This is a genomic window from Achromobacter sp. UBA5777 (assembly GCF_002418565.1).
Classification (GTDB): Bacteria; Pseudomonadota; Gammaproteobacteria; order Burkholderiales; family Burkholderiaceae_B; genus Achromobacter; species Achromobacter animicus.
Window position 1 is genome coordinate 1 of sequence record NZ_DIEJ01000136.1, and the last position, 21,134, is coordinate 21,134.

At 65.5% G+C, this 21,134-nt stretch carries 20 protein-coding genes; 15 read left to right on the plus strand and 5 right to left on the minus strand.

The genetic code is table 11. From position 1 onward, the window contains the following. Positions 1-71 precede the first annotated feature (71 nt). Positions 72-1,232: a D-alanyl-D-alanine carboxypeptidase family protein gene (locus tag B3446_RS10645; protein WP_291380799.1), complete on the minus strand. Its 1,161-nt coding sequence runs from the start codon at positions 1,230-1,232 to the stop codon at positions 72-74. 419 nt (positions 1,233-1,651) lie between these two features. On the opposite strand from B3446_RS10645, the gene B3446_RS10650 reads away from it, so the two are divergent. The 9 genes from B3446_RS10650 (at position 1,652) to B3446_RS10690 (ending at position 11,274) form a co-directional block, all read left to right on the plus strand. Next, entirely contained in the window at positions 1,652-2,110 is a 459-nt protein-coding gene (locus tag B3446_RS10650) for an HU family DNA-binding protein (RefSeq protein ID WP_063954526.1), read from the plus strand. A gap of 197 nt (positions 2,111-2,307) precedes the next feature. Beyond that, positions 2,308-2,820, plus strand: a complete 513-nt coding sequence (locus tag B3446_RS10655) for a MarR family winged helix-turn-helix transcriptional regulator (RefSeq protein ID WP_291380803.1) — start codon at positions 2,308-2,310, stop codon at positions 2,818-2,820. 100 nt (positions 2,821-2,920) lie between these two features. Then, complete coding sequence (locus tag B3446_RS10660; protein WP_191578798.1) at positions 2,921-4,081, plus strand: MFS transporter; 1,161 nt, start codon at positions 2,921-2,923, stop codon at positions 4,079-4,081. A gap of 87 nt (positions 4,082-4,168) precedes the next feature. After that, entirely contained in the window at positions 4,169-6,826 is a 2,658-nt protein-coding gene (leuS, locus tag B3446_RS10665) for a leucine--tRNA ligase (RefSeq protein ID WP_291380805.1), read from the plus strand. An 11-nt stretch (positions 6,827-6,837) separates the two neighbouring features. Then, positions 6,838-7,497, plus strand: a complete 660-nt coding sequence (gene lptE / locus B3446_RS10670) for an LPS assembly lipoprotein LptE (RefSeq protein ID WP_191578734.1) — start codon at positions 6,838-6,840, stop codon at positions 7,495-7,497. A 3-nt stretch (positions 7,498-7,500) separates the two neighbouring features. Next, entirely contained in the window at positions 7,501-8,556 is a 1,056-nt protein-coding gene (gene holA, locus B3446_RS10675) for a DNA polymerase III subunit delta (protein ID WP_291380808.1), read from the plus strand. Between the two features lie 130 nt (positions 8,557-8,686). After that, positions 8,687-9,967, plus strand: coding sequence for a glutamate-5-semialdehyde dehydrogenase (locus tag B3446_RS10680; RefSeq protein WP_409558304.1), 1,281 nt, complete (start codon positions 8,687-8,689; stop codon positions 9,965-9,967). Positions 9,968-10,103: 136 nt separating this feature from the next. Further along, positions 10,104-10,484 carry a hypothetical protein gene (locus B3446_RS10685; RefSeq protein ID WP_175125197.1) on the plus strand — a complete coding sequence of 127 codons (381 nt, stop codon included), beginning with the start codon at positions 10,104-10,106 and terminating at the stop codon, positions 10,482-10,484. Positions 10,485-10,488: 4 nt separating this feature from the next. Beyond that, the gene (locus tag B3446_RS10690; RefSeq protein WP_191578732.1) at positions 10,489-11,274 is read left to right on the plus strand and encodes a 2-keto-4-pentenoate hydratase; all 786 of its coding nucleotides are present in this window, start codon (positions 10,489-10,491) and stop codon (positions 11,272-11,274) included. A gap of 140 nt (positions 11,275-11,414) precedes the next feature. Here B3446_RS10690 and B3446_RS10695 read toward each other — a convergent pair whose 3' ends face one another. Continuing rightward, a complete protein-coding gene (locus B3446_RS10695; RefSeq protein ID WP_291380813.1) occupies positions 11,415-12,830 on the minus strand; it encodes an amidase family protein in 1,416 nt (471 codons plus the stop codon). Between the two features lie 84 nt (positions 12,831-12,914). Continuing rightward, a complete protein-coding gene (locus B3446_RS10700; protein ID WP_191578730.1) occupies positions 12,915-13,784 on the minus strand; it encodes a LysR family transcriptional regulator in 870 nt (289 codons plus the stop codon). 119 nt (positions 13,785-13,903) lie between these two features. Between B3446_RS10700 and B3446_RS10705 the strand changes: the two genes are divergently transcribed. Then, positions 13,904-15,301 carry an MFS transporter gene (locus B3446_RS10705; protein WP_291380816.1) on the plus strand — a complete coding sequence of 466 codons (1,398 nt, stop codon included), beginning with the start codon at positions 13,904-13,906 and terminating at the stop codon, positions 15,299-15,301. Positions 15,302-15,321: 20 nt separating this feature from the next. Here the strand turns inward: B3446_RS10705 and B3446_RS10710 are convergent, their stop codons facing one another. Further along, positions 15,322-15,948 carry a hypothetical protein gene (locus tag B3446_RS10710; RefSeq protein ID WP_291380818.1) on the minus strand — a complete coding sequence of 209 codons (627 nt, stop codon included), beginning with the start codon at positions 15,946-15,948 and terminating at the stop codon, positions 15,322-15,324. A 286-nt stretch (positions 15,949-16,234) separates the two neighbouring features. Between B3446_RS10710 and B3446_RS10715 the strand changes: the two genes are divergently transcribed. The 3 genes from B3446_RS10715 to B3446_RS10725 all read left to right on the plus strand — a co-directional run bounded on the left by B3446_RS10715 (position 16,235) and on the right by B3446_RS10725 (position 18,368). Next, positions 16,235-17,173 (plus strand): 3-hydroxyacyl-CoA dehydrogenase NAD-binding domain-containing protein, encoded by a 939-nt coding sequence (locus B3446_RS10715; RefSeq protein ID WP_291380828.1) that lies wholly within the window; start codon positions 16,235-16,237, stop codon positions 17,171-17,173. Between the two features lie 479 nt (positions 17,174-17,652). Next, complete coding sequence (locus tag B3446_RS10720) at positions 17,653-17,925, plus strand: GNAT family N-acetyltransferase (RefSeq protein ID WP_291380819.1); 273 nt, start codon at positions 17,653-17,655, stop codon at positions 17,923-17,925. Between the two features lie 38 nt (positions 17,926-17,963). After that, the gene (locus tag B3446_RS10725; protein WP_291380821.1) at positions 17,964-18,368 is read left to right on the plus strand and encodes a YchJ family protein; all 405 of its coding nucleotides are present in this window, start codon (positions 17,964-17,966) and stop codon (positions 18,366-18,368) included. A gap of 24 nt (positions 18,369-18,392) precedes the next feature. Here B3446_RS10725 and B3446_RS10730 read toward each other — a convergent pair whose 3' ends face one another. Then, entirely contained in the window at positions 18,393-19,262 is an 870-nt protein-coding gene (locus tag B3446_RS10730) for a LysR substrate-binding domain-containing protein (protein ID WP_291380830.1), read from the minus strand. A gap of 152 nt (positions 19,263-19,414) precedes the next feature. Here B3446_RS10730 and B3446_RS10735 point away from each other — a divergent pair, with 152 nt between their 5' ends. Both B3446_RS10735 and B3446_RS10740 read left to right on the plus strand, forming a co-directional pair. Further along, on the plus strand, positions 19,415-20,125 hold the full coding sequence (locus tag B3446_RS10735; protein ID WP_291380823.1) for a haloacid dehalogenase type II: 711 nt from the start codon (positions 19,415-19,417) through the stop codon (positions 20,123-20,125). 30 nt (positions 20,126-20,155) lie between these two features. Continuing rightward, positions 20,156-20,896: an aldolase gene (locus tag B3446_RS10740; protein ID WP_291380825.1), complete on the plus strand. Its 741-nt coding sequence runs from the start codon at positions 20,156-20,158 to the stop codon at positions 20,894-20,896. Positions 20,897-21,134: the final 238 nt, after the last annotated feature.

Here is a 21,134-nt window from a genome sequence, read left to right on the forward strand (position 1 = left end):
CAGGGCCCGGCGCCGCGGCCGGCCCGCCTGGAAAGCTCACTGCCATCGCCCACCTCCGAAATCGTGTTGCGTTATCCCTGCGTGCCGCGCCACCACAAACGAATGGAATCCCACGCGCGGCCGGCAATGCCCGCCTCGGCCACCGGCTCCAGCGCGACGACCGGGAAGTGCATGGCGGGCTTGCCGTCGACCGTCACCCGCAGTTCGCCCACCGTCGATTGCGCGGCGATCGGCGCAACCAGCGGCGCCTGCGGCGCCCAGACCGATTCGACCTTCGCGCCGGCGGGCACGGTGACGTACGCGTCCCGCGAGAAGCCGACCTTCATGCTGTCCGCCTCGCCCTTCCAGACCTCCGGCGTCGCGACGGTTTGCCCGCTCGCGTAGAGCTTGATGGTATTGAACCCCTGGAAGCCCCATTCCAGCAACTCGCGGCTTTCCTGCGTGCGCAGCTTGTCGGACGCGGTGCCGACCACCACGGTGATCAGCCGTCGTTGGTCGTTGCCATTGGGCCGGCGCGCCGAGGCGATGAGGCAGTAACCGGCCGATGCCGTATGCCCGGTCTTCAACCCATCAACGCTGGGATCCAGCCACAGCAGCCGATTGCGGTTGGGCTGCGTGATCTTATTGAAGGTGAACTGTTTGGCCGAATCGTAGGTCTTGTAGAGCTGAGGAAAATCGCGAATGAAGCGCGTGGCCAGGATCGACAGGTCGCTCGCGGTGGAATACGTATTCGGATCCGGCAGCCCGTGCGGACTGGCGAAACGCGTAGCGTGCAAGCCCAGACGCGCGGCAGTGTCGTTCATGCGCGCGACAAAGGCTTCGACGCTGCCCGACACGGCCTCGGCCAGCGCCACGGCCGCGTCATTGCCCGATTGGATCATCAGGCCGCGCAGCAAGTCGTCCACCGACACCTTGGAGTTGGGCTCCAGGAACATCTTCGAGCTTCCCGCCGGCACCTTCCAGGCCCGCGTTGAGATCGTGACCAACTGATTTGCCGTCAGCTCTTTCTTTGTCAACGCATCGAACACCACATAGGCCGTCATGATCTTGGTCAGGGACGCCGGCTCGATGCGCGTCGTAGCCGCGTGCGACGCGATGACCTGGCCGCTGGTCTCGTCCAGCAGCAGCCAGGCCTTGGCCGACAGCGCTGGCGCGGGCATCGATTGCGCCATTGCGCTGGATATACAAGCGGTCGCAACGAGCAGGCTCGCCGCCAACTTCCTCATCAACATATAGCTGCTTCACTTCCATGTTCTGGTTTTCTTCGGGTGCGCGCGATCGCAAGGGAAAGGCCTGATTTCAGGGACTCTCCGCGCCTGCCTGCCGCGCGCGCCGCCCGCAATTGGAACATGCGCCGCCGGATAGGTTCATCCGCATGCCTCGCGACAACGTCTGCCCGCGCGCTTTCACAGCGATTTCCCTCTCGCGCGCGTCCTGCGACTATCGCCCGCGAAATCGCCGGCGAATGTCACGACATCTTGCGAAACCCCTTGCAGAAAGCACTTTTCTGCGTCGAAAACAACAAACAGTGGCTTAAAACCCGTTGGAAAGCCGCTTTTACCGCCACTCTTCCGCTATCATCGGGCGCGTAGCGTCAAATGCCGATATCCGGCACGCGCTGCTCCATGTCCTCAACATACGGATTTTGACCATGGCCACGAAAGCTAAAGCTCCTGCCAAGAAAGTCACCAAGACCGCCGTCAAGGCGCCCGCAAAGAAGGCAACTGCCGCCAAGCCCGCCGTGAAGCCGGCTGCCAAGAAGGCCGTCGCCGCCAAGAAGGTCGCTGCCGCCCCCAAGGCCATCAAGGCCGCGATGAACAAGACCCAGCTCATCGCCTACATCGTTGAGCAATCGGGCGTCGAAGCCAAGTCGGTCAAGGCCGTCCTGGCCAGCCTGGAAACCTCGGTGCTGGGTTCCGTGGACAAGAAGGGCGCTGGCGAATTCACGCTGCCCGGCCTGTTCAAGGTTGCCGTGCAAAAGGTTCCCGCCAAGGCCAAGCGCTTCGGCAAGGATCCGTTCACGGGCGAAGAGCGTTGGTTCCCCGCCAAGCCGGCTTCGGTCAAGGTGAAGGTTCGCCCGCTCAAGAAGCTGAAGGACGCCGCGCAGTAATTTCATTACGCGCAGTCTCCGGTCAAGCCGGAAAGGCCCGCCTCGCAAGAGGCGGGCCTTTCTTTTTTCGCGCACGCTTTGCGTTATGCCGTCCGCGCGTGGCGTTATGCCGCCCCCGCTTTGCGTAGATCTCGAGCCGCTGCTAGAATTTTGTCTTTACGTGAAGATACTTCACATTAAAACAACAGCCACTCGCCATGAATGACCTCGTCGATCTCGTGATCTCCCAGTGGGCCAAAGAGTGCCCGTCGCAAGACTTCTCCGCCATGTCGGTCGTTGCGCGTCTCTTCCGCCTGAACGCCTTCGCGGCCCGCAACGTCAACCGCACCTTTCGCCAATACAACCTGCACCAGGGCGAATTCGACGTCCTCGCCACGCTCTACCGCACCGGCGCCCCCCACGCCATGAATCCGCAAAAGCTGGTGGAAGCTTTATTGCTCACGTCCGGCGCCATGACCAATCGGCTGGACAGGCTGGAACAGGCCGGGCTGCTCGTGCGCAATCCCAATCCCGAGGACCGGCGCGGCATCATCGTGTCGCTCACCTCCGAAGGTCTGCGCGTCATCAAGGTCGTGCTCAAGGACTATCTGGCCGATCTGAATGAGTTTCTCGAACCGCTGTCGGCGGCCGAGCGCCGGCAATTGGCCGGTCTGCTGAAGAAACTGCTGCTCAAGCAGGACCAGGACACGCCCGGCAGCGTCGGTGCCTAACCCGTAGCGACCGCTTCATCTTCAATATCCTTTCCGCTTCAGATCAGTGACTTCCACCGAACAAACCACCCCGACCCTCACCGCCCCCATCATCCTCCTGATGTCGGTGGCGACCGGCCTGGCCGTCGCCAGCAACTATTACGCGCAGCCCCTCTTGCACACCATCGGCCAGCAGTTCTCGATTTCGAACGCCACGGCCGGCACGATCGTCACCACCGCGCAGCTCAGCTACGCCGTGGGGCTGATGCTGCTGGTGCCGCTGGGCGACATGTTCGAGCGCCGTTCGCTGATCGTGCTGATGAACCTGCTGTCGGCGGGCGGCCTGCTGATTTCCGCCTTCTCCACCAGCATCTCGATGCTCATCATCGGCACCGCGCTGACCGGCATGCTGTCCGTCGTCGCCCAGATTCTCGTGCCGTTCGCGGCCACGCTGGCGGCGCCCCACGAGCGCGGCAAGGCCGTGGGCACGGTCATGAGCGGGCTGCTGCTGGGCATTCTGCTGGCCCGCACCGCGGCGGGCGCGCTGGCCGACGTGGGAAGCTGGCGCACGGTGTATTGGGTCGCCGCCATCCTGATGCTGTGCATGTCCGCCGTCCTGTGGCGAGTATTGCCCCGCTACCAGAGCCCCACGGCAATGAGCTATCCGCAACTGCTGGGTTCCATCCTGCGCATGTTCGTCGAGGAACCCCTGTTCCGCGCCCGGTCCCTCATCGGCGGGCTGCTGTTTGCCGCCTTCAGCATGCTGTGGACGCCGCTGACCTTCCTTCTGGCGGGCCCGCCCTATGAATACAGCAACACCACCATTGGCCTGTTCGGCCTGGCGGGCGCTGCCGGGGCATACGCCGCCAACCGCTTCGGACGCCTTGCCGACCGCGGTCTGGGCAACCTCGCCACCCGCGTGGGCCTGCTCCTCCTCCTGGGTTCCTGGGGACTGATGGCCTTCGGGCAGGTGTCGGTGCTTGCCCTGCTGGCCGGCATCCTGGTGCAGGATCTGGCGATCCAGGGCGTACACGTCACCAACACCAGCTCCATCTACCGCCTGCGGCCCGAGGCGCGCAGCCGCCTGACCGCCGGTTACGTCACCTGCTACTTCATCGGCGGCGCGTCGGGTTCGCTGGTATCGTCCTGGCTGTACGCCCATTTCGGCTGGCCCGCGGTGGTGATCGCGGGCGCTGTCCTGGCAACCCTCACGCTGGCTTATGGCGCGCTTGCGCCCAGTGCGCGCATCCCCGAAATGCCCTCGCCCCCTGCCAGCGCCTAGCACCTCCTATAATCAGGGGTTTTGACCGCCACCGCGCCCCGGCGCGATGGGGCGGCTCACCCCTTTTTTGCCACCGCGCACGAGCCCATGCAGGAACGCTACCTCCCCACTACCGTCGAAGCGGCCGCCCAACAAGACTGGCAGGCCCGCGACGTTTATCTGGTCCACGAACACGCCAAGAACCCCGACGGCTCCGAAAAGCCCAAGTTCTACGCCTGCTCCATGCTGCCCTACCCCAGCGGCAAGCTGCACATGGGCCACGTGCGCAACTACACCATCAACGACATGATGGCCCGCCAGCTGCGCATGCGCGGCTACAACGTGCTCATGCCCATGGGCTGGGACGCGTTCGGCATGCCGGCGGAAAACGCCGCCATCAAGTCCAAGGTGCCGCCCGCCAAGTGGACCTACGACAACATCGCCTACATGAAGAAGCAGATGAAGGCGATGGGTCTGGCGATCGACTGGACGCGCGAAATGTGCGCCTGCGATCCGCAGTACTACAAATGGAACCAGTGGCTGTTCCTGAAGATGCTCGAAAAGGGCGTGGCCTACCGCAAGACCCAGGTCGTCAACTGGGACCCGGTCGACCAGACCGTGCTGGCCAACGAACAGGTCATCGACGGCCGCGGCTGGCGTTCCGGCGCCCTCGTTGAAAAGCGCGAGATCCCCGGTTACTACCTGCGCATCACCGATTACGCCGATGAATTGCTGGGCGCCGTTCAGAACGACCTGCCCGGCTGGCCCGAGCGCGTGCGCCTGATGCAGGAAAACTGGATCGGCAAGTCCGAAGGTCTGCGCTTTGCCTTCCCGCACCAGATCGCCGGCCACGACGGCCAGCTGATCCAGGACGGCAAACTGTACGTCTTCACCACCCGCGCCGACACGATCATGGGCGTGACGTTCTGCGCCGTGGCGCCCGAACACCCGCTGGCCTCGCACGCGGCGGCCAACAATGCGCGGCTGGCCGCGTTCATCGAACAATGCAAGCTTGGCGGCACCACCGAGGCCGAAATGGCCACGCGTGAAAAAGAAGGCATGCCCACGGGCCTGTTCGTCACGCACCCCATCACGGGTGCACAAGTCGAAGTCTGGGTCGGCAACTACGTGCTCATGACCTACGGCGACGGCGCCGTCATGGGCGTGCCGTCGCACGACGAGCGCGACTTCGCCTTCGCCAAGAAATACAACCTGCCCATCGTGCAGGTCGTGGACGTGGCCGGCAAGGACTACTCCACCGACGCCTGGCAGGAATGGTACGGCGACAAGCAATCGGGCCGCACCATCAATTCCGGCAAGTACGACGGCCTGTCCTACAAGGAAGCCGTGGACGCCATCGCGGCCGACCTCGGCGAAAAGGGCCTGGGCGAAAAGCAGACCACGTGGCGCCTGCGCGACTGGGGCATTTCGCGCCAGCGCTACTGGGGCACCCCGATCCCGATCATCCACTGCGAAGACTGCGGCCCGGTGCCGGTCCCGGAAAAGGACCTGCCCGTGGTCCTGCCCGACGACCTCATCCCCGATGGCAGCGGCAATCCGCTGGCCAAGAACGAGGCCTTCCTGTCCTGCGCCTGCCCCAAGTGCGGCAAGCCCGCGCGCCGCGAAACGGACACGATGGACACGTTCGTGGACTCGTCCTGGTACTTCATGCGCTACACCTCGCCCGGCAACGACAACGCCATGGTCGACCAGCGCAATGACTACTGGATGCCGATGGACCAGTACATCGGCGGCATCGAGCACGCCGTGCTGCACCTCCTGTACGCGCGCTTCTGGACCAAGGTCATGCGCGACATGGGCCTGCTCAACTTCGACGAGCCCTTCACCAAGCTGCTGTGCCAGGGCATGGTGCTGAACCACATCTACTCGCGCAAGACGCCTCAGGGCGGCATCGAGTATTTCTGGCCTGAAGACGTCGACAACGTCTATGACGATCGCGGCGCGATCGTCGGCGCCAAGCTGAAGTCGGACGGCTCGGCCATCACCTACGGCGGCGTGGGCACGATGTCCAAGTCCAAGAACAACGGCGTCGATCCGCAATCCCTGATCGACACGCTGGGCGCCGACACGGCCCGCCTGTTCGTCATGTTCGCCAGCCCGCCCGAGCAGACCCTCGAATGGTCCGACTCCGGCGTCGAAGGCTCCAACCGCTTCCTGCGCCGCCTCTGGTCCATCAGCTACGGCCATCGCGAAGCCATCGCCCGCGGCCTGGCCCAGGGTACGGACTGGACGCAGGCGCCCGCCGCCGTCAAGGATCTGCGCCGCGAGGTCTACGGACTGCTCAAGCAGGCCGACTACGACTACCAGCGCATCCAGTACAACACCGTCGTGTCCGCCTGCATGAAGATGCTGAACGCCATCGACGACGCCAAGCTGCCGGAGGGCGCCGAGGCCGACGCCGCCTATGCCGAAACCGTCGGCGTCCTGCTGCGCGTGCTGTACCCGGTCGTGCCGCACGTCACCTGGCACCTGTGGCAGGATCTGGGCTACGCCAAGGAGCTCGGCGACCTGCTCGATGCGCCGTGGCCGCACGTGGACGAAGCCGCACTCGTCGCCGACGAGATCGAATTGATGCTGCAGGTCAACGGCAAGCTGCGCGGTTCCATCCGCGTGGCCGCCAAGGCCCCCAAGGAAGACATCGAAAAGCTGGCCGCCAGCCAGGAAGAGGTCGCCCGATTCCTGGAAGGCCGTCCGCCCAAGCGTGTCATCGTGGTTCCGGGCAAACTGGTCAACGTCGTAGGCTGATGAGGTCAAGCATGTATTTCGCCGGGCAACAATCGCAACTCTCCCGCCAATCCTGGCTGCTGCGCGGCGCCTGCCTGGCGCTGTTCATGCTGCTCACCGCCTGCGGTTTCGCGCTGCGCGGTGTGACCCCGATGCCGTTCGAACGCCTGTACGTGGGCATCCCCGATACCACCCAGTTCGGCGCGGACGTGCGCCGCGCGCTGCGCGCGGCCTCGCCCGACACCAAGCTGGTTGACACGCCCAAGGAAGCGCAGGCGATCCTCCAGCAGGTCAATGACTCGCGCACGCTGCGCGAGGTCTCGCTCAACGCTCAGGGCCGTGTGGAATCCTACGAACTCGGCATCAACTACACGTTCCGCCTGATCGACGCCCAGGGCCGCGCGCTGGTCCCGGACACGACGCTGTCCATCTACCGGGAAATGCCGTACGACGATCAGGTCGTGCAGGCCAAGCAGGGCCAGATCGACACCCTGTTCAAGGCCATGCAACGCGATCTGGTCTCGCGCGTGCTGCGCCGCATCACCGCGCCTGACGTGCACAAGGCATTCGAAGCCGCGCAGGAAGGCGACGACGAAAACGCGCCGCTGTTCAACCCGAATGAACCGCAGCGGCCGCGCGTGCCCACCCCCTGGCAGACGCCGTCCGTCACCGACCCGACCAACGTCCGATAGCCCATGGCACAGCCTCTGGACGCGGATCGGCTGGCCGAACACCTGCAGCGGCCCGGCAATCGGCTGGCGCCGCTGTACACGGTCTCCGGCGACGAACCGCTGCTGGTGACCGAAGCCGTCGACGCGTTGCGCGCCGCCGCGCGCAACGCCGGCTACACCGAGCGCCTGTCCATGGTGATGGACGCGCGAAGCGACTGGAGCGCGGTCCTTGCCGCCACCCAGAGCGTGTCGCTGTTTGGCGACCGCCGCATCCTTGAAATCAAGATCCCCACCGGCAAGCCGGGCAAATCCGGGGCCGACACCCTGACCAAGCTGGCCGAACAGGCCGAAAAGCAGCCCGAGGCCGATACCCTCGTGCTGATCGCCCTGCCGCGCCTGGACAAGGCCACCCGCGAAAGCCGCTGGATGCAAGCGCTGGTGCGCGCCGGCATGGCCGTCGACATCGCCAACATCGAACGCGGCCGCCTGCCCGCCTGGGTCGGCATGCGCTTGGCGCGTCAGAACCAGCGCGCCGACAACCCCACCCTGCAATGGATGGCGGACAAGGTCGAAGGCAATCTGCTGGCCGCCCACCAGGAAATCCAGAAGCTCGGTCTGCTCTACCCCGAGGGCCAGCTCGCCCCCGAGGACGTGGAGCGCGCCGTGCTGAACGTCGCCCGCTACGACGTCTTCGGCCTGCGCGACGCCATGCTGGCCGGCGACATCGGCCGCACCATCCGCATGATCGACGGCCTGCGCGCCGAAGGCGAAGCCCTGCCGCTGGTGCTCTGGGCGGTCGGCGAAGAAATCCGCCTGCTTGCCCGCATTGCCGAGGCGCGCGCGCTGGGACAGGATGCGAACGGCCTCATGCGCCGCCTGCGCATCTTCGGCGCCCACGAACGCTTGGCGCTGCAGGCCCTGAATCGGGTCCAGCCCGGCGTCTGGCCCGCTGCCGTGCAGCACGCCCACGAGGTCGACCGCCTCATCAAGGGCCTCTCGGTGCCCGGCCGCCTCTCGGATCCCTGGGAAGAAATGACCCGGCTGGCCCTGCGCGTGGCCGCCGCCGGCAGACGACCGTGAAGGCAGCCTCGCCGCCGCCTTCGTCTTGTCCCCCTTGCGCTCCCACACCCGGTCCCCAGACCGGATCTCGCCCGGCCCGACAGCCGGATATACACTGAATCTCCAGGCGGCGCCCGCGCCGCCCCATCACATGATCGACGCCGCCATGTCCTCGTCCTCCATCGAACAAGCCATGCTCACCCTGGGCGAAAACGCCCGCCGCGCCTCGCGCGCCATGATGCGCGCCGACAGCGCCGCCAAAAACCAGGCGCTGATCGCCATGGCCGACGCCCTGGCCGCCAGCCACGACGAACTGAAAGCCGCCAACGAGAAAGACGTGGCCGCCGCCCGCGCCAATGGGCTGGAGCCCGCGCTGCTGGACCGCCTGACGCTGTCGGACAAGACGCTGGCGCACATGGCAGAAGGCCTGCGCCAAATCGCCGCCCTGCCCGATCCCATCGGCAGCATCACCGCCACCACCGTCCGGCCCAACGGCATGCGCGTCGCCCAGATGCGCGTGCCGTTAGGCGTGATCGGCATCATTTACGAATCGCGCCCCAACGTCACCATCGACGCCGCTGCCCTGTGCCTGAAGTCCGGCAACGCCGCCATCCTGCGCGGCGGCAGCGAGGCCCTGCACTCCAACGTGGCGCTCGGCCGCATCGTGCAAACGGGCCTGGCCGCCGCGGGCCTGCCGCAGGATGCGGTGCAGGTCGTCGCCACCGCCGACCGCGCGGCCGTGGGCGCCCTCATCACCATGACCGAACACATCGACGTGATCGTGCCGCGCGGCGGCAAGGGCCTCATCGCCCGCCTGTCCCAAGAGGCCCGCGTGCCGCTCATCAAGCACCTGGACGGCAACTGCCACATCTACATCGACGCCGCGGCGGATCCGGACAAGGCCCACGCCATCGCCCTGAACGCCAAGACCTACCGCTACGGTATCTGCGGCGCGATGGAGACGCTGCTGATCGACGCCGTGGCCGCCGTGTCCATCCTGCCCAGCCTGGCCGCCGCCTTCGCCGAACACGGCGTGGAACTGCGGGGCTGCCCGCGCACGCTGGCGCTGCTGCCGCACGCCACACCCGCCACCGAAGAAGACTGGGCCACCGAGTACCTCGCGCCCATCCTGGCCGTGCGCATCGTCGACACCCTGGACGACGCCATCGAACACATCGCGCGCTACGGCTCGGGTCACACCGACGCCATCGTCACGCAAGACCTGTCGGCGGCCCAGCGCTTTCAGCGCGAGGTCGACTCCAGCTCGGTCTACGTCAACCTGCCGACCTGCTTTGCGGACGGCTTCGAATACGGCCTGGGCGCCGAGATCGGCATCTCCACGAACCGTCTGCATGCGCGCGGCCCCGTGGGCCTGGAAGGCCTGACCACGCTCAAGTGGGTGCTGAACGGCGAAGGCCAGACCCGCGGCTGACAGCCCCAGGCGCGCCCGCGCTCGTACTGACGCGGCCCTGAACACGGGGCCGCGCCAAGCCCTCTACAATAGCGCCAGCTTTTTTGCCTGAATTTGTCCATCCCACGCGGCCCGGCCGCGCATCGTTGAGATCCCCATGCATTCACCCGTCATGGCCATGGCCTTCAGCCTTTTCGTGCTCTGTTTCATCACCTGCACGATCAGCGGCATCGTGCTGTTCTTCGTCAAGACCAAGCAGGTCAATGCGGCACTCAAACACCCGTACCTGCAGCACCGGCCGTTCAAGCAATTTCCGCTGGCGATCCAGGCCGCGATCATGCTGGATTACTTTTTCCGCCTGATGTTTCCGGGCACGCGATTCTGGCTGATCGGCAACGCCAACGACCTGCTGTCCCACGTCGAACCCAAGAAGATCCCGCTCGCCCTGAAATGGCCGATCGTGGGTTTCTGGGGCTCGTGCTGGCTGGGCCTGATCGCCATGATCGTGTTGTGGATCATGCTGTTCCTTGGAGCCTGAACGCATGCAGATCAAATTTGAAGACTATCCCGGCAGCGTCGACGCGGCGCGCTTCCTGATCGCCGCGCGCCAGTCGGGCATCGCCGGCCCGCGCCTGCCCGCCGAATGCCGCCCGCAATCCTTGGGCCAGGCATTTGCGGTGCAGCAGCGCACGGCCGAACTGCTGCGCGAGACTCGCCAAGACAGCATCGCTGCCTGGAAAAGCGCGCTGCCGTCTCCGGAAAAAACCGTCGTGGCGCCCATCTACGCATCTGGCACGGCGGACGCCGCGGCCGGCCCCGTCGCCGCCAGCAGCGACATCGTGCGCATTGAGCCCGAGATCGCATTTGAGCTTGCCCGCGACCTGCCACCGCGCGACACACCGTACACCGAAGCCGAGATCGACGCCGCGGTGGGCGGCGCCCGCCTGGCGCTGGAAGTCCTCGGCTGTCGCTACGCGTCCCCGGAACACGCCAGCCTGCCCGAACTGCTGGCGGACCACATGTTCAATCAGGGACTGGTGCTAGGCCCGCGCATTTCGTCGCCCGATGCGGCGCCGGGCTGCATGACCATCACGCTGAAGGTTGACGGCCTCGAAGTCGAGCAGCACGCCGGCATCCACCCCAACGACCGCCCCAAGGCCGGACTCTATTGGCTGGCCAATTTCCTGCGCGAGCAAGGTTTGGGTCTGACGGCCGGCCAGCATGTCATCACCGGATCGTACGCGGGCTTCCTGGACGTCCCCGCGAATAAGGACGTCGAACTGACGTACGGCGATCTGGGCGTGCTGAAGGTGCGCTTCGGCGGTTGAACACGCACGCCGTTGGATGAGGCGGGGCCAGCCCTGGCGCAACCCACGATTCACTGCGACGGTCGCGGGTCACAGCTACCGGCCAAAAGCAAAGCCACGGTCACCGACCACCGCCCCCCGGCCCGTCGCCGTTGACGCTGTTATCGAAACGCCGGCTCCGCGATGCTTACTGCCTCGCCCCCCGCCTCGATGATTTCACCGGCCGCCAGGCACAGGTCCTCTCGGAACCGACCCGCCACCACCTGCACGCCCACGGGACTGGGCCCCGCACTGCTCATCGCGCTGCCCATGGCCACGGACAGTCCGGGCAGTCCCATGAACGGCAGCCCGATCTGGGTCATCTGCGCGCGCCAGACCCGCGCGTAGGCCGCATCACCCTGCAGGTCGAGGTTGTCAGGGAACGGCAATTCCGCCGACACCGGCAGCAATAGCACCGGATACTCGGCAAAAAACACCTCCCACAGGCGCGTGAGCGTCGCACGGCGCGTCAGCACCGCCGAAAAGCTTGTCAGATCGGCGCTTGCCGCCTTGTCTCGCTGCCCGGCCAGCGCCACCAGCGCGCCGCGGTCGCCCTCTTTTTCCGCCGCCGCCAACATCGCGTCATAGCCATCGGCCATCCACATGCGGATCTGCAAGTCGGCGGCCTCCTGCATCGGGGGTATCGCGTCCAGGGTATCGACCGTCCAGCCTGCCTCGCTCAGCCGCCGCGCTGCTTCCTGCAATGCCTTCACGATGGCCGGATCGGTGTCCATGCCGTCGGGGTTCAAACACAGCGCGGCCCGCTTCGGCACATCCGGGCCGGTCAGCGGCGCGGGCACCCACCACGGATCACGCGGATCCGGCGCGGCCAGTGCGGCCAGCCCCAACCGGATATCGGCAATGGTGCGCCCCAAAGGCCCCGACACCGCCGTGATCTGCCCGCCAATCGACCGCTCCGGCAACGACGCGTTATACGCCGCCACCCGGCCCAGCGACGGACGCAGGCCATGCACGCCGCACGCATACGCCGGATAACGGATCGAACCAGCGATATCCGTGCCATGCGCCAGATGCCCGATGCCGGCCGCTACCGCAGACGCGGCGCCGCCCGACGAGCCGCCGGGCGTCAACGCCGGGTTTCGGGGATTGCGCGTGTCGCCATGCAGCGCGTTGCCGGTAAACCAGCGCAGCGAAAACGCCGGCGTATTGGTCCGTCCCACGATCACCGCGCCGGCCCGCCGCAAGTTGTCGACGACGGGGCTGTTCCGATCGGCGATCAGGTCTTTCTGCAGGCGCACGCCGTTGGTCGTGGCAAAGCCCGCCTGATCCACGTTGACCTTCACGGTGACGGGCACACCCGCCAGCAGGCCGGGATCTTCCCCGCGCGCAAGCGCCGCGTCCACCTCTGCCGCCTGCGCCAGCACGTCCTCGGGCCGGTGATCCACCACCGCGTTGATCGCGGGATTGACGGCATCGAGCCGTTGCAGCGCACTTTGCGCAGCCTGCACGGCGGACACCTCACGCTTGCGGACAAGGGTGGCAAGCTCAACTGCGGACAAACGCCAAAGATCGGACACGCGCGACTCCTGAGGATGTGGATTTTTCTGCGGGCCAGCAAACCTTAGCGCCAGTCTCGCCACTCCACAACCCTCGGCTTACCGCTAATTGCTCTCTTCGAAGACGTCGACAATCGCGTCAGCCACCGCCCGCACGCGCGCGGTGCGGTTCAGGTCGCCATGCATCACCAGCCACAGATCATAGGCCTCGCTGCGGGCGGGCCAAATCCGCACCAGTTCGGGATGGTCCGGCGCCATGTGGGTCGGCAACTCGCCGATGCCCAGTCCCGCCACCACCGCGTCGATAATCATCAGCCCGGAATTCACCTCGACGCCGATGCGGCCGTTGCGGGTGGGCTCACCGCATAGCGAGTCCGACCAGCCGGGCAGCACGGCCTGCTGATACGCGATCAGGGTGTGCCCCGCAAACGCGGTGCCGGGCTTGGGTTCACCATGCGCGGCCAGGTACGCCCGCGACGCGTACAACCCCACCTCCTTGCGCGCCAGATGGCGATGGATCAGGTCGGGGTTGTCGGGTTTGATGTTGCGGATGGCCAGATCGGCTTCGCGGCGCGTCAGATTGCTGATCTGAATGCCCGTGGACAGCACCACGCGGATATCCGGGTGTTCGGCATGGACCCGCTTGATGGCCTCCATGATGAAGTAGCGGGCCACCGTTTCCGAAGCCGCGACACGGACCACGCCCGACAGCCGGTGATCCAGCCCCTGCATCTGGCGCTGAAGCTGGTCCGCCGCCTGCTCCATGCGTTCGGCGGCGGCAAACGCAAGCTCGCCCGCCGCCGTGGGCACGTATCCGCTGGGCGTGCGCAGAAACAGGCGCGCATCCAGCGAGACCTCCAACGCAGCCAGGCGCCGGCCGGCGGTGGCCTGGTCGATCTGCAGAACCGCCGCCGCGCCGCGTAGGGTGCCCACGCGGTAGATCGCGAGAAATATCCGTGCGTTATCCCAATCCATTTGCGAATCCGTGATGCAGTTTTGCATGACTATAAAGCAGTTATAGGGCTTTTTTGCATCAAAGGAAGCGCCTAAGCTTTGCACCCTCTGCGCGTTGCGCAATTTGAAAGAAGCCCGCCATGTCCTCCGCCTGCCGCCCCGTCATCTCAATGGACGTGCCGCCCGCTCCCGCCACGGGATGGGTGCCTTTGATCACCTTGGCCGTGGGCTTTGTCATGGCCATGCTCGACGTGACGGTGGTCAATGTCGCAATCCCCAGCATCGCGCTCCAGTTCTCCGTGCCGCTCACGGACCTCGTCTGGATCGTTGACGGCTACACCCTGACCTTCGCCGCGTTGCTGCTGGTTGCCGGCGCGCTGGCCGACCGCTACGGCGCCAAGACGCTCTACCTGGCAGGGCTGGGCGTCTTCACCGCCGCGTCCCTGCTATGCGGAGTGGCGCCAAATGCCGACGCCCTGATCGCGGCGCGAATGCTGCAGGGCGTCGGTGCGGCGCTCTTCATGCCCAGCTCGCTCAGCCTGCTCACGCATGCCTATGTCGACGAAAACGTGCGCAACCGCATGCTGGCCGCATGGTCAGCCATTGTGGCCGTCGCCGGCGCATCCGGACCGTTGCTTGGCGGCGCGCTGATCCACCAGTTCGGCTGGCGCGGCATCTTCCTCATCAACATCCCGCTGGGTCTGGCCGGCCTGTGGCTCGCCCGCCGCCGCATCGCAACCGCGCCGCGGCGTCCCCGCGCCCTCAACCCCTTGAGTCACCTGCTCGGCGTCGTCGCACTGTCTGCCTTGTGTTTCGTCCTGATCCAGGGCAACGCGTATGGCTGGACCTCCCCGCTGATCGCGGCCACGGCGCTGCTGAGCCTGGCCGCCACGGCGCTGCTCGTGCAGCGCGAACGTCGGCACGCCCAGCCCATCATCCCGCGCGCGCTCTTCGCCACCAGCCAATTCGCAGCCGCCAACGGCGTGGGCTTCCTCATCAATCTCGCGTCATACGGCCAGTTGTTCCTGCTGAGCCTGTTCCTGCAACACGCGCGCGGCGCCGATGCGTTGCAGACGGGCATCGAACTCGTCCCGATGCTGGCGGTGTTCTCCATCGGCAATCTCATCTCGGGCCGCGTGTCCGCGCGCTGGAACCTGTCGGCCTCGTTGCTGGGCGGCGTCTTGCTCGCGGCGGTGATGAGCGCCATCGGCATCGCCACCTTTACGCCCGGCGTCGCCTACTGGCCCTTCGCCGTTGTCGTCGCCCTGGCCAATCTGGGCGTCGGCATCGCGGTGCCTGCGATGACCAGCATCGTCATGCAGGTCTCTGGCAGCCAGCACGCCAACAGCGCGGCGGCAGCCTTGAACGCCAATCGCCAATCCGGCGCGTTGGTCGGCGTTGCGGTCATGGGCACCATCCTGCATCGCTTGCCGGACTGGCATGCCAGCCTGCCCGCGGCCTACAGCGTGATCACGGTCAGCTACGTCATCACCGTCGTACTGACCGCGCGCTACCTGCGCCGTTCCCGCAACGCCTGAGCGTGCAGCGGTATCCGGCGTCAGCCGGCCGCCAGAATCGCGACGCCGCGGCCAGCGTAGTACCTGTCGAAATCAGCCAGCGGCAGCTCGACATCCGCTTGCGCACCCGGCTCACCCGACGGGTTGTGAAACATCACGGACGCGGGTGTGGCGCGCGTCACCAGCACCAGATGTCCGCCCTTCTTCGGCGGCTCCTTGTCGGGCCATCGGATCCAGGGATGAACCGACGCCATGAAGTAATCCGACTGCGCCATCAGACCCGGCAGGTCCGACGCGGGCAGATCGACGCGCACCTGCGCATGCAAACCAAAAACGTCAGCGACATATCGCACGAATGGCGCATAGATCAGACCTTTGATGTTTCCGTCCGCTTCCTCGATGTAGGCGCCATACGGCAAGCTGCCGCGGGCGAGCGCCAAAGTCGGATGGACGCGCCCCGTCCGTGCCGCCAACACCATCTTCAAACACGCCATCCCGCAGACGTGGCTGGCCCAGCGTACATATTCGTGCAGATCCCGAGCGCCGGAATCGCGCCATGCGGGGTCGTGCGCCAGATCCAGCTCCTTGCGAATGATCTCGCCCGCCCGATGCGCGGACTCCCATTGGCAGAAATACGGAACGGTTTCGCGCGCGGGCGTCGGACTCATGCAAGGCTACCGAGAGGTCGGAAAGTCCATATGTTGCCGCCGCCCTGCCCGCGTGGCAACGGCCCTTGCTTTGCTTCACAATGCAGCAAACCCAACAAAGGAGACCTGCATGTCCAGCATTGCGCCGTCTAGTCCTGCTTCGTCCGGTCCTGCTTCGTCCGGGTCTGCTTCGTCCGGGTCTGCTTCGTCCAGCCCTGCTTCGTCCGGTCCTGCTTTGTCCGGTCCTGCTTCGTCCAGCTCTGCCTCGCCCGGTCCTGCTTCGGCCAGTTCCGTTCCGCCCAGTTCTATTTCTTCCAACCCCGGCCCCATCCGCCGCGTCGCCATCGTCGGCGCCGGCACCATCGGCGCCAGTTGGGCTGCCCTGTTTCTCGCACACGGGCTGGAAGTCGTGGTCAGCGATCCCGGCCCGCATGCACAGGCCCAGACCATTGCCCGTGTTCAGGCGGCATGGCCGGTCCTGGCCGAGCTCGGCCACATGCGCCCCGGCGCCACCGCCGAGGCGTTGCGCTTCGACCCCGACCTGCAAACCGCCCTGGCTGGCGTCGACTTCGTCCAGGAAAACGCGCCCGAGCGCGAAGATTTCAAGACCGACCTCTTCGCCCGCATCGACGCCATCCTGCCCCCGCACGTCATCGTCGCCTCCAGTTCATCCGGCCTCATCATGAGCCGTTTGCAGTCACGCTGCCGGCATCCCCAGCGTTTCGTGATCGGCCACCCCTTCAATCCGCCCCACCTCATCCCGCTGGTCGAAGTCGTCGGCGGCGACCAAACCTCCGCCGACACCATGGACCGCGCCATCGACTTCTACCGCAGCATAGGCAAACACCCCATCCGCCTGAACAGGGAAGTCCCCGGCCACATCGCCAACCGCCTGCAAGCCGCCTTATGGCGCGAGGCCATCCACCTGGCCGCCGAAAACGTCGCCAGCGTGGCGGACATCGACGCCGCCGTCTCCCAAGGCCCCGGCCTGCGCTGGGCCCTTTTCGGTCCCCACATGACGTTCAACCTGGGCGGAGGCGAAGGCGGTCTCGCGCACTTCATGCACCATTTGCTCGGACCCGTGCAAACCTGGTGGGACGACCTCGGCACGCCCGAGGTCACGCCGGCGCTGCAACAACGCCTGATAGAAGGCGTCAACGCCGAAGCCGGCCACCAAAGCATCGCAGACCTCGTGGAAGCCCGCGACGCCCAACTTACTGCGTTGATCAAAGTGTTGCGCCGGTGAGACCCTCGGAAAGGGACGCCGGAGCGCTCAGTTCGGCGGCGCTAACATCGGGGAGTTCGACATCGAACGTCGGCAGCCAAAGCCAATCCAAGCGCCGCACGGCGGGGCGACCGAGGGTGCGCCGCGATTTATGTACGAAGCCGATATTGGAGAATCTTGCTCAAACGTCATGCGCAATGGGGTGGCGCGCTTTTCCGCCGGCATGCTTTTCCGCCGGCATGCTTTTCCACCGGCAAGCTTTTCCACGGGCAAGCTTTTCCACGGGCAAGCTTTTCCACCGGCGACGCTATTCCTCAGGCGACGCTATTCCTCAGGCGAAGCCTCTCCACCGGCGACGCTTTGCGCAGGTCCGAAACTTGCTCCGCTTTTAAGTGCCTGATCGTGAGACGGGTGCCCGGTCGTGAGACAGGACCCTGCTCTCGGCAAGAAGTGCATTCCCTCTCCGACCGTCTTCGTCACCAACGAAGGAGTTTTCTCGAATGATTTCCGTAATTCACGACACCGACCGTTCCCGCTTCACCGCCACCGTCGACGGCGTACTCTGCGTCCTGGACTATCGGCTCGAAAACGACGCCATGGCGATCACGCACACGGGCGTGCCCAGTGCGGTCGGCGGCCGCGGCATCGCCGCCGAACTGACCCGCCAAGCACTGCTCACGGCGCGCGAAAAAGGCTGGAAGGTCCGACCCTACTGCTCCTACGCCGACGCCTACATCCGTCGCCATCCTGAATACACCGACCTGTTGGCGTGATTCCCTCTCGCCAAACAACTTACTTCAACCACCCCGCCGTGCCGAAGCAACCAAGCCACACCAAAACGCCTTGCCCCTGCGGCAGTCCTCGTTCCTACGCCGACTGCTGCGGCCGATGGCACGACGGTCCGCAATCGCTTCAAGCCCCGACCGCCGAAGCCCTCATGCGCTCGCGATACAGCGCCTTCGTGCTAGACAAGCTGCCCTACCTGCTGGCCACTTGGCATCCCAGCACGCGCCCCGCGTCTCTTGAGCCCAATTCGCCTGGCTTGAAATGGCTTGGCCTGCAGATCAAGGCCGCAGCCGACCAGGACGCCGAACACGCCACCGTCGAATTCGTAGCCAGAAGCCGCCTTGACGGCCGCGCCAGCCGCATGCACGAGACCAGCCGCTTCCTGCGCGAGAACGGACATTGGTTCTACCTCGACGGCGACGTGCGCTGATTCCAGCGCAGCTGATCGCCAGCGTTAAGGCGCGCACGGTGCCAAGTCCCCGTCAATCGCCTGCTTCAGCGCATTCAGCAGATCGATCCCGACGGCGCCAAGCCCGCGCGCGTCGCCCACGATCGCCAGCTCGGTCGGCGGCACATCGGCAAATCCGTCTGCAGCGGCCAGTTCAACGTGCGTCTCCAGCCGCGCCGAGGTCGGCAACAGACTGATCCCCAAACCTGCCGCGACCGCGGCCTGCACGCCGGCCAGACTATGGCTGTGATACGCGATATGCCACGGCTGCCCCGCGCTTTCCAGCGCATAGATCATCCGCTTGCGATACACACATCCCTGCGGAAATAGAACCAACGGCACCACCGCTGCCTTCTCGTTGCGCTGTCGGCCGCCGACCCAGACCAGGCGTTCCGGCCATGCCGCAATGCAAGGGCCATCGCCAGGCTCCCGCTTGACCAGCGCCAGTTCCAAGTCGCCCGACGCCAGCCCGGCACGAAGATCCGTGCTCATGCCGCTAAGCGTTTCCAAGCGCACCTGCGCGTGGCGCGCGGCAAATTCGGCCAGCAGCACCGTCAACCGCGACACATCGAAGTCCTCCGGCACACCCAGGCGTATCACCCGCGCGGTCCGAGGCGCTGACAACACGTGCTCCGCCTCCCCTGCGATCGCCAGCAAGCGTCGCGCATAGGCCAACATCAGCTCGCCGTCCTCGGTTGCCGACACATTGCCGCCGGCACGGTCCCGAAGCAGCAACGTCTTGCCGACGCTCTGTTCAAGCTTGCGCACCTGCTGACTGACGGTCGATTGCGTGCGATGCACCCGGCTGGCGGCACGGGTGAAACTGCCTTCGTCCACGACGCAGACCAGCGTCTTCAATAGTTCAAGATCAAGCATCCGGTTCAACTCTTGTTGGACTTTCGCCCGCCAAAGACTTCCCACAGGACGGGCTTATTAATCAATCAACTGACCATGCACGTTTTATTAATTTTACAACTTCAGCCAGAGGATCTTACGCTGTAGATTCCACCATCGCCGAAGGAACCGAAATGCCCCTCGATCACGCTCGCCCCCAATGGCTCACCTTTGACTGCTACGGCACGCTCATTCAATGGGACGAAGGCCTGCAGGCGGCAGTGGAAAAGATCCTCGAGGCCCACCCCGGGTCCACGCCACGGCCCTCCGCTGCGGAGTTCCTGCACGAATACGACGATCACGAGCACCGCCTCGAGCGCACCCCGCCCTACCGCAAGTTCGCTGACGTAACCCGCGAATCGTTGCGGCTCACCATGGCGCATTTTGGCCTTCCATACCATCCCGAAGACGCAGAGACGCTCACGAGCAGCATTTCCCGCATGCCACCGTTTCCCGAGGTCGTCGACACGCTCGGCAAGCTCAAGCAAGCCAGCTTCCGCCTATGCATCATCTCGAACACAGACGACGACATCATCGCCGGCAACGTCGCTCAACTGGGCGGCCATATCGACCGCGTCATCACGGCCGAGCAGGCCCACGCCTACAAGCCGTCACGCGCCACCTTCGCTCACGCCCATCAAGCGCTGGGGGTCACCCCAGCAGACGTCGTGCACATCTGCGCCAGCCCGCACCTGGACCTCGTCGCGGCCCGAGACATCGGCTTCCGGTGCGTTTGGATCGACCGCGGCACCGGCCGCAAGCCCTTGCCTGACTACCGCCCTGAGGCTACCGTAGCAACTCTGGATCGCGTGCCGGACCTGTTTCGCGACGCCGGCTGGCTTTGATCCCCCTCCCATCTCTTATTGAAGGTTGCCATGAACCAGGAACCCGGTTTTGCCGACGCACTCTTCCATGCCGATCCCGTAACCGCACTGCGCACGGATCTAGCGCTGGCACTACGTGCGGCGGCAGCTCACGGCTTGGGAGAAGGCGTCTGCAATCATTTCAGCGTAGCTTTGCCCGGCGACCCCGATCATTTCCTCCTGAATCCTCGAGGTCTGATGTGGAACGAGGTCCAGGCGGAAGACATCGTGCTCGTCGACGCGTATGGCAACAAACTCGCGGGCCGGCATGACGTCGAACCGACAGCCATGTTCATCCACGCTGCGATCCATCGCGTCGCGGGCAAGGCCTGTGTGCTGCACACCCACATGCCCTACGCCACCGCGCTCACCCTGACTTCCGATCGAGGCCTGGACACCACCCTGTCCCAAAACGCCATGCGCTTCCATGGCCGGCTTGCCATCGACGCGGAATACAACGGACTCGCGTTGGACGTGACTGAAGGCGAACGCATCGCCCACGCCATGCAGGGCGCCGACATCGTCTTTCTCGGCAATCACGGCGTCGTCGTCTGCGGGGAACGACTCGACTACGCGTACGACGACCTATTCTTCCTCGAACGCGCCTGTACCGCGCAAGTCCTCGCGCAATCCACCGGGCGTCCGCTCGAACCCGTCAACGCGGAAATCGCAGCGAAGGTCGCCGCACAGATTCAAAGCGAACGCCTGCAGTCCGAGCTGTTCTTCGAGGCCCTGCGCCGCCAGCTCCCCTAACCTCGAAAACATCGAACCCAAACAAAAACCCCTCGCGGCGCCAGCCGCGAGGGGTTTCTTAATTAAAGCGATATACCAAGGATGTCTTGAGGCCAGCAGCGCATAGCCGCGCCCCGCGCCGACGTATTAGCGCCCCGCGCACGACCAGCTTCTGTTGTCAGGCATAGGCACCGCTCGACACGCGCCGGCAATGCAGCTGGGCACTTATTCCCGTCGCCACAAAGACAAAACCCCGCAG

What these genes read in the sequence shown, in the direction of transcription:
- B3446_RS10690 (WP_191578732.1), top strand. Translation starts at nt 10,489, where the DNA reads ATGCAGATCAAATTTGAAGACTATCCCGGCAGCGTCGACGCGGCGCGC.
- B3446_RS10685 (WP_175125197.1), top strand. Translation starts at nt 10,104, where the DNA reads ATGCATTCACCCGTCATGGCCATGGCCTTCAGCCTTTTCGTGCTCTGT.
- lptE (WP_191578734.1), top strand. Translation starts at nt 6,838, where the DNA reads ATGTATTTCGCCGGGCAACAATCGCAACTCTCCCGCCAATCCTGGCTG.
- B3446_RS10660 (WP_191578798.1), top strand. Translation starts at nt 2,921, where the DNA reads ATGTCGGTGGCGACCGGCCTGGCCGTCGCCAGCAACTATTACGCGCAG.
- leuS (WP_291380805.1), top strand. Translation starts at nt 4,169, where the DNA reads ATGCAGGAACGCTACCTCCCCACTACCGTCGAAGCGGCCGCCCAACAA.
- B3446_RS10700 (WP_191578730.1), bottom strand. Translation starts at nt 13,784, where the DNA reads ATGGATTGGGATAACGCACGGATATTTCTCGCGATCTACCGCGTGGGC.
- B3446_RS10680 (WP_409558304.1), top strand. Translation starts at nt 8,687, where the DNA reads ATGATCGACGCCGCCATGTCCTCGTCCTCCATCGAACAAGCCATGCTC.
- B3446_RS10735 (WP_291380823.1), top strand. Translation starts at nt 19,415, where the DNA reads ATGCCCCTCGATCACGCTCGCCCCCAATGGCTCACCTTTGACTGCTAC.
- B3446_RS10740 (WP_291380825.1), top strand. Translation starts at nt 20,156, where the DNA reads ATGAACCAGGAACCCGGTTTTGCCGACGCACTCTTCCATGCCGATCCC.
- B3446_RS10655 (WP_291380803.1), top strand. Translation starts at nt 2,308, where the DNA reads ATGAATGACCTCGTCGATCTCGTGATCTCCCAGTGGGCCAAAGAGTGC.
- B3446_RS10645 (WP_291380799.1), bottom strand. Translation starts at nt 1,232, where the DNA reads ATGTTGATGAGGAAGTTGGCGGCGAGCCTGCTCGTTGCGACCGCTTGT.
- B3446_RS10650 (WP_063954526.1), top strand. Translation starts at nt 1,652, where the DNA reads ATGGCCACGAAAGCTAAAGCTCCTGCCAAGAAAGTCACCAAGACCGCC.
- holA (WP_291380808.1), top strand. Translation starts at nt 7,501, where the DNA reads ATGGCACAGCCTCTGGACGCGGATCGGCTGGCCGAACACCTGCAGCGG.
- B3446_RS10730 (WP_291380830.1), bottom strand. Translation starts at nt 19,262, where the DNA reads ATGCTTGATCTTGAACTATTGAAGACGCTGGTCTGCGTCGTGGACGAA.
- B3446_RS10720 (WP_291380819.1), top strand. Translation starts at nt 17,653, where the DNA reads ATGATTTCCGTAATTCACGACACCGACCGTTCCCGCTTCACCGCCACC.
- B3446_RS10710 (WP_291380818.1), bottom strand. Translation starts at nt 15,948, where the DNA reads ATGAGTCCGACGCCCGCGCGCGAAACCGTTCCGTATTTCTGCCAATGG.
- B3446_RS10705 (WP_291380816.1), top strand. Translation starts at nt 13,904, where the DNA reads ATGTCCTCCGCCTGCCGCCCCGTCATCTCAATGGACGTGCCGCCCGCT.